We start from the raw sequence: 14816 nt of genomic DNA, 5'->3' as shown, positions 1-14816 counted from the left end.
GTTTATCCTCAACTGACATGGTTTTATTTGGACAGTTGAATAAAGTATAGAATTATTTGGCAGTAACATATTAATGATTGTGATTTTATTTCTGAAATGGTAACGCGTCTTGAATAATAAAAATCTTTTACATAGAATGCTGCGGTTCATCTTTAGGGATTTAAAAAGGATTTATTATGAGCTTTAAAGGATTTAAAGTGGTAATGCTGATATTATTATCAACTCAAAGTTATGCCTCTAAATTGGCATCCTCCATTGTTTGTGATTCAACTATTGAAAATCCATGTATTGTTCAGGATAGTAAAACCCAATTTTCACCCGTCATTAGATATAGAGAGGTTGCATCAATTGCGGATGTTTACGGTGGCAATATCACAGGGATTAATAAATTTCATTTGTCAGGAAGCGAGCAACCAAGCGAAAAGGGTTGGGAGGCTATTGCCGAGTCTATTTCCAGAAAAATGGGGGCTGAAACAAAAAAAGTCATAGTGCTCGATCTTCGCCAGGAGAGTCATGGTTATCTAAATGGGAGAGCGATTACTTTAGTTAGCGCCTATAACTGGATAAATTTGGGAAAGTCGAATAGTCAGAGTACTTTGGACCAGGAAAACTGGTTAGCCGGCTTAAGATCCAGAAAAATTGTTAACGGTGTTTTAACTGTGCCCCAATATGTAGCCAAACAATATTCTCAAGGCAAATCGATGGTAGTGAGCACTGTAAAAAATGAAGAATATTATGTATATAAAAAAGGATTTGATTATTATCGCATATTCATATCCGATCACCGGGCTCCTTTAGATTCTGAAGTGGATGCGCTTGTCGCACTGATAAAAAATAATCCGGAAGACACATGGTATCATGTCCACTGCCGTGGCGGGAAAGGCCGTACGACGACTGTTTTTGCCATGTTTGATATGTTAAAGAATGCAGACAAGGTTAGCTTTGAAGAAATCATCGCACGCCAAGCCTCCATTCCACCTTTTTATAATTTGATGGTGACGAATCGTGAAATCCCTGAGTTAACTCCTTATTATGAGCAAAGACTGCAATTTTTGATTCATTTTTATGAATTTGCTCGCCAATCCCTTATGGGATATTCAGGTACCTGGTCAGAATGGAAAAAGCTCAATATCTAGCATCTAGTGCCATTTGCAAGAAGATCATATTAAAAAGCCTTCATTTGAAATGAAGCGAATTTCATGAAGGCTTGGCACTCAATTGTTTTCGGCAAATACCATATCAATCTTAAATTAAGTGTTGGTTTTCTTGGGATTTATCTGCTCCAAGATAAGAAAATCTTGATTTAATCATAAAAATGCATTACGAATTATTATATTAGTCATAGAAAACAATTGGTATTTGTTTGCTAGACTAATAGTAAGAGGTAAATATGGGGGGTATTTATGAAACAACTAATATTACATCCCACTGATATTAGTCAATGGCATGCGCTGGTTAATGAAGCGCAAGCAGCTACCAGACTGATATTGAATGAAAACACGGAAAGTTATTTGGTTTTTTTGCTGATGCGCTTTTCTCAAGGTACAAAGCTTATCGAATCCGTTGTTGCACTTGATTTTCTTGAATCCATGCGCAAACCTCGCCAGTTACAAGTCGAATTATTAAGGGATGTGGGGGACAAAAGCTTGTTGTTTTGTGGCTTATTTCCAGGTATCGCTAAAAAACGCCATGTGAGTTTGAGTTATTTTTCTGACATGGGGCAAGCGGCTTATTTGACTGTCGGAGAGCTTGAGGAAAATCAGACAGCCAATTTGTATTTGCAATTAAGTGAGCAATTTATTACTTTGCAGCAAGTATTACAAGCCATGCGAGGAGAGTATATCCAGTTTAGTCAGTCAAGTTGTGGCGTTCTGGCAGAACCCGATTTGACTATGCAGTAGGCAGAGGCTCATTTTATTTGCGAAATAGTAGAGTCACGTCGATTGAATCAAAAGTGTATTTTTGATTGCAAAAATCGCAAGTGATTTCTATTTTTCCTTTTTCTTTGATTAAATCTGTTGCCTCTTCTTCTCCCAGTACAGTAATGACCTGTTTCATTTTTTCCTGATTACAACGGCATTGGAAACGGGTAGATCGGCTTTCGAATATTCTTAATTCCGTTTCATGATAAAGACGATAGAGTAGTGTTTGATTGTCTATGGTCAGCAATTCACCTTCAGTTACTGTTTGTCCCAGCTGAACGGCATACTCCCAAAATTGTTCTCTTTGAATTGTATCTTGACCTGGCATAAGTTGTAATAGCATACCTGCAGCCATGTCTTCATTGACAGCTAACCAAACACGAGTAGCAATTTGCTCTGATTGGGCAAAATAAGTCATCAGATTTTCGCTCATGGACGTGGATTGAATAGGTATCAGGCTTTGATAGGCTTGAGTTTGGTTGTCTTGACTGAGCGTAATGACCATTCGGCCTTGAAGAAAAGCGGTCGCGTAATCAGCAATTTCAAGACCCTCTGCACATTTTGCAAAGCCTCTTATATTTAAATTATGATCACATTGAACGAGTAACAGGGATAATCTTTCGTCACCTTGAAATTGCAGACTTAAATTTCCTTCAAATTTAATGCTGCTTGCCAGGAGTAAACATGAGACTAACGCTTCACCTAAAAGATTTTTTACCATGGGTGGGTAATCACGTTGGTTCATAATGTTTTGAAATGTTTTTTCAATATGAACGATTTCGCCACGGATATTCGCATGCTCAAAAATAAAACGCTGTAAGGTATCTGCTTCTTTCATTTCAAACTCATAACACAAATAGACCTATTCTAACATAAAATGTTTATCTCAGGCCTTTTCTGAGTTCAGTTATTTTGAACAAAATCTTACAAGAGGAATAGTAGTTTCCATAACCAGCGTATCTTAATTATTTTTTAATTTTCCTGGAGAAATTTATTTCATGGACTATTCTTAAAAAACCCCTTTTTAAAATTGTAAGGAGTTATTATGAAAAATAACAGTTTACTTCTTCCCCTATTTAAAACAATAGACAAATTATTGTTTGGTATAGAAGAAATTAAAGAAATAGAAAAAAAACCAGAATATATTCTTTGTGACAATGAAGACGAGTTTGATGTAGAACGCTCTATCAATTAATTCTTGCGTGAAAAAGAAAGCCTGGGTGATAATGCCTTTTTTTTGAGCGGGAATAAGTATGTTGAATAGCCAACAAATGGCTGCAGTAAAATATATTGATGGGCCTTTGTTGGTGCTTGCCGGGGCTGGGAGTGGTAAAACCAGAGTTATTACACAAAAAATTGGTTATTTAATTAATTCATGTGGTTATAATGCCAACTCCATCTGCGCCGTTACTTTCACGAATAAAGCGGCGAATGAAATGCGCGCAAGGGTTTCGGCCTTTTTACCAGCTGTAAGCAGGCGGGGATTAAAGGTTGCGACATTTCATACATTAGGCCTAAGCATCATCAAGCGTGATGTTTCTAGATGCGATTTGAAACCAGGATTTTCCATTTTTGATAGTGAAGATTGTTTGCAAATTTTGCGGGGTTTTTTACCTGTTAATAAGGCAACCGATAGAGATTTTATCCTCAAAGTTCAACAACAAATTTCTCTTTGGAAAAATAATTTATTGAATCCCGAATTAATACTCCAAAACCCTCCGGAAACACTTTTATGTGACGAGGCGTTAACAATTTATCCACGCTATCAAGAAGCATTAAAAGTATATAATGCAGTGGACTTTGATGATTTAATTCGGTTACCTGTCGATCTACTGAATGATCATGCTGATGTGTTGGAATATTGGCAGAATAAAATTCGTCATTTGTTGGTGGATGAATATCAGGATTCAAACACTAGCCAGTATCTTCTGGTAAAAAAATTGGCAGGGGTTCGTGCCCACTTTACGGTTGTGGGTGATGATGATCAATCGATTTATGCCTGGCGTGGTGCCAAACCAGAGAATTTGGCGCAGTTACAAAAAGATTTTCCTCGGTTAAAGATTATTAAATTAGAACAGAATTACAGATCAACCAGCCGAATTTTACATGCTGCCAACCATCTGATCGCTCATAATCAACATTTATTTGAAAAAAAATTATGGAGTGATTTGGGGCATGGGGAATTATTGAGGGTTGTCAGCTGTAAGGATGAGCAGGATGAGGCGGAACATGTGATCGCTGATTTAATAAGCCATAAATTACGTAATCGGACAAATTATAGTGATTACGCTATCTTATACAGAGGAAATCATCAAGCAAGAATATTTGAAAAGGTATTAAGACATCACGGTATTCCTTATCATATCAGCGGAGGCCAGTCCTGGTTTGCCAAGTTAGAAGTCAGGGACATTTTTGCCTATCTTAAATTACTTTGTAATGAAGCAGATGATGCCGCTTTTTTGCGAGCAATTACTACCCCCAAACGAGGTATAGGAGAGAGCAGTCTCGATGCCTTGGGACGCTATGCTCAGTCCAGAGGGATAAGTTTATATCACGGATCCGATCATTTGGCCTTGTCTGAGTTTGTTGCTGACAAGCAGAGAATGATTTTTCATGATTTCAAATTGTGGATGGAAGACATTAAAAAACGTATCAGTTCAGATTCAGTTCTGGAGCATTTAAGGCAAATGGTGGAAGATATTGGGTATGAAGCTTATATTTATGAACAATGTGATTCTCCCGCCAAGGCACAAAAAAAAATGGATAATGTATGGGAGCTTTTAGAATGGGTTAATCGTTTATTGAATAAGGAACCTGAACAATCGCTCATGGATGTTGTGAATAAATTAATACTAATCGATATACTGGAACAATCTGATGAATCTTCAAGTGATGTAGTCCAATTAATGACATTGCATGCCTCAAAAGGTTTGGAATTTCCTTTTGTTTATTTGGTCGGGATGGAAGAAGAATTATTACCCCACCGAGTGAGTATCGATGATGACCAAATTGAAGAAGAAAGAAGATTGGCTTATGTAGGGATCACACGTGCCCAGAAGGGATTATGTTTTACTTTAGCGAAGCAGAGACGTCGAGCTGGAGAACTGCAAGACTGTGTTCCAAGCCGATTTTTGGATGAATTGCCGCAAGAGAGTCTGGAATGGTTCGGTAAAGGCGGGGAGCGTTGTGAAGAACAATCAAAAAAACTGGCCAAATCCCACCTGGAAGGACTGAAAAACTTGTTGAGTTAAGAGTACATTATATTTTATCTCCAGTAAGGAGTATCATTAACTGAACTCCTTACTGCTTTTTAAGGTACTAATGTTAATCTCTATCATTTGCCAGAAGAGAGATTGATTCGTTCTGGGAGTTCTTCAATGAAAAGTTGTGTACGGGTTTTTTCCCCTTTTTGGTTAAATAGTCTGTGTTGATTGTAGTCTGGTTGCTTTTTAGCTTGCTCCAGAGTGTCACTCAATGTTTCTCCTTTTTCAGGATGGCGTATTTTTTCTTTTAAATGATTGAGGGCGATGATTTTTTTATCGGCTAATTCGCGACCGATAACGATGTCTTTGAGATGCTTTCTTTGAAATTTGTCGATTTGGGCAACAGCATGTTCCACTTGCCATTCTTGCGATGGGCGTTTGGCATGAGTACTAAATTCAACATTGAACTCTTTGGCTACTCCCCATTGTTTATTCCATGCTTCTCCAAGACTTAACACATGAGGTTTTTTGCCAGAAGGCAAATTCTTACTATGATTCTCTTGAGAAGGATTTAGCTTACTGGCAGAACAATCCCAGAGTGCTGCCAAGCCATATATAGGTGAAGCAATGGTTTTTAATATCCAGGTAGGAATATCCATATTATGATCTTGATCGGAGTCAGGATCTAGTCTTTCCTTTAGGAGTTTTTCAAATTGGTGATGATCTTGGTGTCCATGTTCTTCATCCAGTTCGTCTTCATGGGTATGTCCAATAAAATAGTGGGCATCTTCAAAGCCTTCGCTAATAATGGCAACGAGCGCGGAAAGAATCTGCGGTACTCCAGGCATACGATCCGATGTGACTGCAACGCTGATCAAATGCCCCAGAAACAAAAGAATACGCAATGGGGTAATGGTTAATTTTAAAAGAATGCGAAACGGGTTAACTATTTGTAACCAATTTTCAGTTTCACGTAAGTGCTGATATCCATTGCTTATTGCTTCGTAAATTTTTTGGAAGACATTCTTATTACTACGAGTTGCTTCATCGACCATATCCAGTGATTCAGCCGTGTTTTGTATGTTAAAGACTATAGCAGAGGCGCCGGTTATAATGGGATTGATAATTCCCATAATAAAACTGGGCATTTTTTTCATCCAGTCAAATAAAGGGCGGGCATTTGTAGCAATCGTCCACCATGTTCCAGCAGTACAGACGGTTAGGGCTAGTGCCAGTCCAACAAGAAAAACAGCAGTAGTTGCTATAAACACATTGCGTACAGTTAAACCTTGGCTTAAATCATTGCGAATTTTATTATACCATTTGACAACTGTGTTATTGTTGATCATGTCGGTAACAGCATTATAGGTCAGCATTCCATAAGCAGCCCCTGCGACGGTGGCCATGGGAAGAATTATAATGGGCCAAAGTGTGAATGGAATGGTGGCAAAAAACGGGATGATCGTAAAGGCTTCGACAATCAGATAGGTACTTCCCAGCCCCATGAAAAGGCCGGCAACCACGCTAAAACCTTTGACAATATGAAATTGAAAATGACGCTTTTCATATTGTTTTATCCATTCGTCTCGCTTATTTAAAGCAAGCCAGTCAAGTAGCTCTATGGTGTATTTGGATGTGTTTGGAGAAGGATTGTTTTTATCTGAAAACAATTGCAGGGCAAACCACTTTTCCATGTCGGAGAGTGTTTTTTCAATTTGACGTTTTCTTTTCTTACTGTCTTGATTGAGTTCTTTATGCCCAAATTCAGCCAATAATGTTAACTGTTTTTTATAATCTTTGAAAAATTGCGGGCAATTTTCTTCGTCGGTGTTTGGAAAATGATTCAGCAAATACTCTTTGGCTAGGTAATTCTTAAGATAGTTAAATTTAAACAGTTTATTAAGAGCGCCTTTTATGTTTTGTAAATAGATTTCACCTTCATAAGCTACCGATAACGCAAAACCAGCAAAAGCCAAAGGTAACACAGGCCAAAGAGCGTACATGCCTCCAAAGCTTAAAAAGCCAAGTATCAGGCTTGCTCCGACAGTTAATAGCAAAAGAAACAAGTAATAAGGGATTTTTTGGGGCTTAATAGGTATATTTTTTATATTCATTGTAGTATATTTGCTCATTGATGCGTAATGCAGAACTTTATACCAAATGAAAATGATTATCAATAGCATTAATATTAAAAAAGTATTTTTTGTCTTTGTTTCAATTCAACAATAAAGTTTGTTTGCAATATTCGTTTCATCAGGTAGTATCAAAAACGATTTAAATAACTTAGGAGAGGATATGCGTTTTAACCAATGGATGACCTGTATCACATCAGGATTAATACTCGCCAGTAATTCAAGTTTTGCAACGACGTCGCCTGTTCATGAGCAATTGCAAGTCCCACAATGCCTTGCTGCAAAAATAACCGTACCCCATAAGATTTTGGCCGAGAATAAAGAATTCAAAATTATTGATGTACTTTCATCTGATGTAGAGACCTTGACTATTCTGGCTGATAAAGTCAGTTGCGGCCATTTTGTGAATGTGAGTCATAAATTAACGGGAACCTTAGCGGCAAACCAACAGCAATCTGCTCAAAAGTTACTGCAAAAAAAGCTCGTTAAGCCCTTTGGTGTATCCAAATTACATAAAGACGTTTATGAAATCAAGCATGAAGAAGAAGTCAATGCGGCACTAAAAGAAATTGTCTCTGATAACATATGGCAAACTCTGACTCATATGACTTCCTATTATAACCGCTCTGCAACAAAAGATACGGGTGTTGATACGGCCAATTGGTTAAAATCCAAATTTGAACAGATGGCCGTTGAGTATGGACGAACTGATACCTCGACCTTTTTTGTAAAAACAGGGTGGTATAAACAACCTTCCCTGGTTACCGTGATTGGCAAAGACATCAAAGCCCCCGCTATTGTTATTGGTGCTCATATGGATACTCTTGATGGCCGTATGCCTGGGGCTGGTGATGATGGAAGTGGATCATCGAGCATTATGGAAGCCGCACGGGTTATTTTGTCTTCTAAAACAACATTTAAGCGCCCCATTTATTTTATTTGGTATGCTGCTGAAGAAAGAGGTTTGGTCGGTTCACAACACGTAGTCCAACACTTTCAGGAACAATCAATTCCAGTGAAGGCTGTGGTACAATTTGACATGACCGGTTATCGAAATGATGCCAATGATCCAACTATGTGGGTATTTACTGATTACACAGATAGAGATTTAAGTAATTATTTGGCCAAATTAATTGATCATTATATTCATGTGCCAGTAGATTATTCACGATGTGGTTATGGTTGCAGTGATCATGCTTCCTGGAATGAAGAAGATATTCCTGCTGCATTCCCATGTGAAACCAGTTTCGCTGATCACAACCCATACATCCATACTTCTTCTGATAAAATGGATTTATTGAACCTGGAACATATGACCAATTTCTCCAAACTCGCGGTAGCTTTCGCTATTGAACTCGCTTCCGAGTAACTGTTTTAATGCCTCTCATAAATTTTAAATATTTTTGAGAGGCTATTTTTTAAAGTTAATTTATTGATATCGATTGATATTTATTTCATGCCAGGCTGCTGTTTACTAACTTCTTCAATGTTATCGGAGAGAGCCTCGCCATGGCTTTTCCAAAATTTAAAAGTGCCTTTGGTCAGTTTTGAATAAATACCCAGACTCAATATGTGCAGGATACTTTCTAGAAATCTAGCACCGCTAAATGAATCTCGGCGATCTTTTAAGGTTGCTTTGTTTTCTTCAGTCAGTATTTGCTCCATATTTTTAATTTTTGTTGCGTTATTTGGGGCTGTGCTGTCAGTGAGGGCGGCTAGCATGTTTGTAACAATCGCATGTTTTTTATTTACTAAATTATTAGCGTCGTCGGTTAGAGAAGGTTTCAAGTGCTCTTTATAATCCGTGCATAATTTGATAAGTTTTTCTAATTTTTCATCGGTTCCGGGAGGCGATTGGAAAAATGCAATGATTGGGTTCAAAATAACTGCTTTAAGATTGTCTATATCATTTTCGCCTGGGAATTCTGTTCTCACTCTTGTCGAGTTGAAATGCTCCTCTGCTTTTGTTGGGTAGTGAGCCATTTCAAAAGCTAAGAAAGCTTTTTCCAAGCTAGAGCCTCTCATAAATGTGTTTCTATCTCCGGGGGGCGATAATTCGATCATTCGAGATGTTAATTGGTGAAGTATTTCAGAATCTAAAGTCGGGCCGATGGTTAATACAAAATCCTTTATTGCATCCATTTTACTATGATTGGAGTCTGAAACCGGGGCATTGGGATCAACATAACCTTCTGATTTTGTAAAAGTGTTTGGATCCAGCAAAATAATCAGTTCTTCGTTAGAGATTGTTCCATTTTTAAGTGAAGCGCCGTAGGTATTAATCAGGCGTTGGGTTTGAGTTAAAGGCATTGCAGTGACTCCAATGATTGGTTATGGCAAATTATAGTACAAAATTATTAAGAAATTATTAGGAGAGTATTTCTATTGCCACAACCCGCATTACCTCAATGAAAGGTATTGTCTAAGGAGCAGCCAGATAAAATTGTTTCGTTGCTTCAAGATCGCATCAGGAGCAGTCATTAGATCGGGTGGTTGGCAGCATATTAAGGGCAGTGAATTAAGGAGAAGAAAAAGAATAGATACTGGCCCTTAGTTATAATAGAAAACTAATAGCTATTTTGAGCCAGTAATATAAGACTATCAATTAGTTTCCGCTGTTTTATTTTTATTAAGAGGTGGGCAACTAAATTCCTCGGTGATTTTATTTTCCCCATCAACTGCCTGTAATATGACTGGAAATTGCCATAAATAATGCAAGTGCTTTAATACTTCATTTGTTGAGCTTCCAAGTGGTACTCTGTTTTGTTGGGAGTACCTTAAAGTCAAAGAACGATCTCCTTGCAAATCAACGGAGTAGACTTGGATATCAGGTTCCAGATAACCCAGATTGTATTGTCTGGATAATGCTTCTCTGATTTGCTGATATCCCCATTCGTCGTGAATGGCATTGATGTATAATTCGGAGTTTCGGTCGTCATCAACAATATGGAACAGTTTTAAATCTCGTATAAGTTTTGGTGACAGGTATTGAGCGATAAAACTTTCATCTTTGTAGTTGCGCATCGCCGTATCAAGGCTTGTGAGCCAATCAGTATTCGCGAGATAGGGAAACCACTTTTTGTCTTCGTCTGTTGGGTTTTCACAAATTCGTTTGATGTCTTGCATCATATGGTAGCCAAGGGTGTATGGATTAATACCATTGTAATAAGGGCTATTATAGGCTGGTTGCATGATGACATTGGTATGACTTTGCAGTATTTCCAGCATAAATTCATCAGTCACTAAACCTTCGTCATACAAAGCATGCAAAATAGTATAATGCCAAAAGCAGGCCCACCCTTCATTCATCACTTTAGTTTGTCCCTGAGGATAAAAATATTGGGCCAGTTTTCTTACTATACGCACTATTTCTCTCTGCCAAGGCTCTAATAAAGGGGCATTTTTTTCTATAAAATAGAGAATATTTTCCTGAGGCTCTTCTGGAAAGCGTTTTTTTTGTCCGTTTTTATCGATTTGCTTACTGAAAGGTATCGTTCTCCATAGCTCATTAACTTGTGATTGCATGTAGATTTCACGGTTTTGCTGTCGAATTTTTTCTTCCTGGATAGATAAGGGTGTGGGATGTTTGTACCGATCAACCCCGTAATTCATAAGGGCATGGCAAGCATCAAGCACTGGTTCTACCGCATCTATTCCGTAGCGTTCCTCACAATCGCTGATGTATTTCTTGGCGAATACCAGATAGTCAATAATAGCATCCGCAGAAGTCCACATTTTAAATAAGTAATTGTTCTTAAAAAAAGAATTGTGGCCATAGCATGCGTGAGCGATAACCAAGGCTTGCATAGCCATGGTATTTTCTTCCATTAAATAAGAAATACAGGGATTGGAATTAATTACAAGCTCATAGGCCAGGCCCATTTGTCCTCTTTTGTAGCTTTTCTCAACACTGACAAAATGTTTTCCAAAAGACCAATGGTGGTAACCGATAGGCATACCCACCGAAGAATAGGCATCCATCATTTGTTCAGCGGTAATGATTTCAATTTGGTTTGGATATGTATCCAAATTAAAGCTTTTGGCGATGCGTGCAATTTCGCGATCATAGGCCTGTATTAACTCGAAAGTCCATTCTGCACCAGTTGATAGAGGCTTTTTTCTCATACCGTTTTCCTTTTAAATAATTCGCGAAATACCGGATAAATATCAGCAACATTATCAATATTTTCCATGGCAAAATTAGGATAACGTTCTTTTACTTGTTGATATACTTCCCACAAACTTTGATGATGACGGGGCATAATTTCAATATAGGCAAAATATTGCAATAAAGGCATAATTTTTTCTTGCAGCAACTCCTGACAATAAGGAGAGTCGGCATTCCAATTATCACCATCTGATGCTTGGGCAACATAAATATTCCAGGCTTGAGGAGGGTAGCGTGCCTCGATGATGGTGTTTAATAACTCCAGGGCACTGGAAACAACAGTCCCGCCAGTCTCGCGCGAATAAAAAAATTCCTCTTCATTAACTTCTTTGGCTGAGGTGTGATGGCGGATAAAAACCAATTCAATTTTTTCGTAATTTTTGGTAAGAAACATATAGAGTAGGATGAAAAAGCGTTTTGCTATGTCTTTTTTCGCTTCATCCATGGAACCTGATACGTCCATTACGCAAAACATCACTGCTTGTGTAGATGGTGAAGGCACACGCACACGGTGATTATAACGCAGATCGATTGTATCTATAAATGGTACAGTTTGTATCTTTTTTTTGAAAAACTCAATGTCTCTTTCAAGCTTCAATAGGTCTATTTTGTCTGGATTGGCCAATTGTTTCAGCCGTTCAAGCTCTTCTTCTGCTTCCTTTAATCTCTTTTTATAGGGGGAGGCTAAAGCGACACGGCGTCCTGTCGCTTGTTTCATTGAGCGAAGGACATTAATGTTGTTAGGTATTCCACTAGTGGTTACGCCAGCCCTTACTGTTTTATAAGTGCTAATTCTTGCTAGTTCTTTTTTTACCAAATCGGGTAATTCCAGATCTTCAAAATAGAGTTCCAAAAACTCTTCTCGAGATAATTCAAAAACAAAATTATCTTCGCCTTCACCACTATCGCTGGCGTTACCTCCAGCTCCTCCAGCACCTCCACCGCCGGGTCTTTTTATCCTGTCTCCGGCGATGAAGTTATCATTTCCAGGTAGTACACGTTCGATATGGCCACCATGGCCTCTATGGAATTGGGGCTCATAAATATCTTTGGCTGGTATAGTGATTTGTTCGCCTTGGTCAATTTCAGTAATACTCCGTTTTCCGACAGCCTCAGAGACTGCTTTTTTAATTTGGCTTTTATAACGGCGTAAAAAACGTTGGCGATTAACCGTGCTTTTTTTTCCAGCATTTTGTCGTCTATCAATTAATTGCGACATAATTGTTAGCTCCACACCTTCTGCAGGTCAGTTTTTTGTTAGCCAGGTTGTAAGCAGTATCTGAATTTAGGATTCTACTTGATCTTTTCAGATAGTTACTTATTAACCCTGACTGTATTTCATAACCTATTGAGTTATGAATGATCCTACCTATTATTGTGACTTCCTTACTCTCAAATACCATTCACAAAGTAAGCGAACTTGTTTTCGTGTGTAGCCTTTTTCTACCATTCGAGAGATAAACTCTTCGTGTTTTTTCTTATCTTCCTCAGATGCTTTGGCATTGAAAGAAATAACGGGTAACAAATCTTCCGTATTGGTAAACATTTTTTTCTCAATCACTGATTTTAGTTTTTCATAGCTATTCCATACAGGGTTTTTTCCTCGGTTATTTGCTCGAGCGCGCAGTACGAAATTGACTACTTCATTACGGAAGTCTTTAGGATTGGAGATCCCTGCCGGTTTTTCGATTTTCTCCAGTTCCAGGTTTAATAAGGCTCTGTCAAATATCTCGCCAGTATCCGGATCGCGATAATCCTGATCTTGAATCCAGAAATCAGCATAGGTAATGTAACGGTCAAATATGTTCTGCCCATACTCAGAATAGGATTCCAGGTAAGCGGTTTGAATTTCCTTGCCTATAAAATCGACGTATTTGGTCGCCAAATATTCTTTAATGAAGTTCAAGTAGGTTTCATGTAACTCTTGAGGAAATTGTTCCTGTTCGATTTGGCGTTCCAGCACATACATTAAATGAACCGGGTTGGCGGCCACTTCAGTATGATCAAAATTGAATACTTTTGAAAGGATTTTGAAGGCAAACCGCGTGGATATTCCGCTCATCCCTTCGTCAACCCCTGCAAAATCTCTATACTCCTGATACGATTTTGCCTTGGGATCGGTATCTTTCAAACTCTCTCCATTATACACGCGCATTTTGGAGTAAATACTGGAGTTTTGTGGTTCTTTTAAACGGGTTAATACAGAAAACTGGGCTAGCATATCCAGTGTACCAGGTGCGCAAGGGGCATTTGCTAAAGAACTGTTATGGATTAGTTTTTGATAGATTTTGATTTCTTCAGAAACACGCAGGCAATAAGGCACTTTGACTATGTTGATTCGGTCTATAAATGCCTCGTTATTTTTATTGTTTCTAAATGATTGCCATTCTGATTCATTGGAGTGGGCTAGTATAATTCCTTCAAAAGGAATAGCTGAAAGCCCTTCTGTGGCATTGTAATTCCCTTCTTGCGTTGCGGTCAGCAAGGGATGAAGGACCTTTATCGGTGCCTTAAACATTTCAACGAACTCCAAAAGTCCGCGGTTAGCTCGACACAAGCCTCCAGAGTAGCTGTAAGCATCAGGATCATCTTGGGAAAATTCTTCCAATTTACGGATATCGACTTTACCAACCAGTGAAGAAATGTCTTGATTGTTTTCATCGCCAGGTTCTGTTTTTGCAATGGCAATTTGTTTGAGTCGAGAAGGCTTGACTTTAATAACCCGGAATTTGCTGATGTCGCCATTGTATTCCTGTAATCGCTTGACTGCCCAGGGGGACATTAAGTAGCGTAGGTAGCGTGTTGGGATACCAAAACGTTCTCTAAGTAATTCACCATCTTCCAAGGGGTTAAATAATGACAGTGGAGATTCAAAGACAGGAGAACCTTTGATTGCATAAAAAGGGATTCTTTCCATTAAATCTTTCAATTTTTCTGCAATGGAAGATTTACCACCGCCAACAGGCCCCAAAAGATATAAAACCTGTTTTGTTTCCTCTAACCCTTGCGCAGCATGTTTCAAAAAGCCAACGATTTGCTCAATGGGTTCTTCCATTCCATAAAAATCTTTAAAAACTTCATAATGATGGATTATTTTATTTGAGAAAATTCGTGATAGAACCGGATCATGTCGGGTATCGATCAATTCAGGCTCGCCTATCGCCATGAGCAAACGTTCTGCTGGGTTGGCATATGCTGTCGGGTCCGTTTTGCACAACTCCAGATATTCATCCAAACTCATGTCTTCTTCTTTGTTATCAACAAATCGTTTGGTATAACCCGCTAAAAAATCTTGTGTATTCATGCGCCATCCCCTTTTACTTAACCCTGAGAAGGATATAATGTGATTCTTTTTTTTCTCTTTCCTGTATAAAAGCAAAAATTACTTCTT

Annotated in this window: 11 protein-coding genes; 5 read left to right on the top strand and 6 right to left on the bottom strand. The window is 38.4% G+C overall.

Going from position 1 to position 14816, the window contains the following annotated elements; all coding sequences use genetic code 11:
- Positions 1-176: 176 nt before the first annotated feature.
- Entirely contained in the window at positions 177-1136 is a 960-nt protein-coding gene (locus tag LPG_RS14220) for a tyrosine phosphatase (RefSeq protein WP_010948506.1), read from the top strand.
- 267 nt (positions 1137-1403) lie between these two features.
- A complete protein-coding gene (locus LPG_RS14215; RefSeq protein ID WP_010948505.1) occupies positions 1404-1901 on the top strand; it encodes a hypothetical protein in 498 nt (165 codons plus the stop codon).
- Positions 1902-1914: 13 nt separating this feature from the next.
- Here LPG_RS14215 and hslO read toward each other — a convergent pair whose 3' ends face one another.
- Complete coding sequence (hslO, locus tag LPG_RS14210) at positions 1915-2760, bottom strand: Hsp33 family molecular chaperone HslO (RefSeq protein WP_015443930.1); 846 nt, start codon at positions 2758-2760, stop codon at positions 1915-1917.
- Positions 2761-2967: 207 nt separating this feature from the next.
- Here hslO and LPG_RS15280 point away from each other — a divergent pair, with 207 nt between their 5' ends.
- The gene (locus LPG_RS15280; RefSeq protein ID WP_011216658.1) at positions 2968-3117 is read left to right on the top strand and encodes a hypothetical protein; all 150 of its coding nucleotides are present in this window, start codon (positions 2968-2970) and stop codon (positions 3115-3117) included.
- Positions 3118-3175: 58 nt separating this feature from the next.
- Positions 3176-5173, top strand: a complete 1998-nt coding sequence (locus LPG_RS14205; RefSeq protein ID WP_010948503.1) for a UvrD-helicase domain-containing protein — start codon at positions 3176-3178, stop codon at positions 5171-5173.
- An 83-nt stretch (positions 5174-5256) separates the two neighbouring features.
- Here LPG_RS14205 and iroT read toward each other — a convergent pair whose 3' ends face one another.
- Positions 5257-7239 (bottom strand): T4SS effector ferrous iron transporter IroT/MavN, encoded by a 1983-nt coding sequence (gene iroT / locus LPG_RS14200; protein WP_015443931.1) that lies wholly within the window; start codon positions 7237-7239, stop codon positions 5257-5259.
- A gap of 181 nt (positions 7240-7420) precedes the next feature.
- On the opposite strand from iroT, the gene lapA reads away from it, so the two are divergent.
- Positions 7421-8626, top strand: a complete 1206-nt coding sequence (gene lapA / locus LPG_RS14195; protein WP_015443932.1) for an aminopeptidase LapA — start codon at positions 7421-7423, stop codon at positions 8624-8626.
- Positions 8627-8706: 80 nt separating this feature from the next.
- Here the strand turns inward: lapA and vipE are convergent, their stop codons facing one another.
- From vipE to LPG_RS14175, 4 genes are all read right to left on the bottom strand, one after another.
- Positions 8707-9567 (bottom strand): Dot/Icm T4SS effector VipE, encoded by an 861-nt coding sequence (gene vipE, locus LPG_RS14190; protein ID WP_010948500.1) that lies wholly within the window; start codon positions 9565-9567, stop codon positions 8707-8709.
- A 291-nt stretch (positions 9568-9858) separates the two neighbouring features.
- Complete coding sequence (locus tag LPG_RS14185) at positions 9859-11382, bottom strand: SpoVR family protein (protein ID WP_010948499.1); 1524 nt, start codon at positions 11380-11382, stop codon at positions 9859-9861.
- Positions 11379-12644, bottom strand: a complete 1266-nt coding sequence (locus LPG_RS14180; RefSeq protein WP_015443933.1) for a YeaH/YhbH family protein — start codon at positions 12642-12644, stop codon at positions 11379-11381. The genes LPG_RS14185 and LPG_RS14180 overlap by 4 nt, the downstream gene beginning before the upstream one ends.
- Before the next feature lie 153 nt (positions 12645-12797).
- Positions 12798-14729: a PrkA family serine protein kinase gene (locus LPG_RS14175; RefSeq protein ID WP_011216651.1), complete on the bottom strand. Its 1932-nt coding sequence runs from the start codon at positions 14727-14729 to the stop codon at positions 12798-12800.
- Positions 14730-14816 lie beyond the last annotated feature (87 nt).

Source organism: Legionella pneumophila subsp. pneumophila str. Philadelphia 1 (assembly GCF_000008485.1).
In the GTDB taxonomy this organism is placed as follows: Bacteria; Pseudomonadota; Gammaproteobacteria; order Legionellales; family Legionellaceae; genus Legionella; species Legionella pneumophila.
This window is presented reverse-complemented; position numbering and strand designations above follow the sequence as displayed.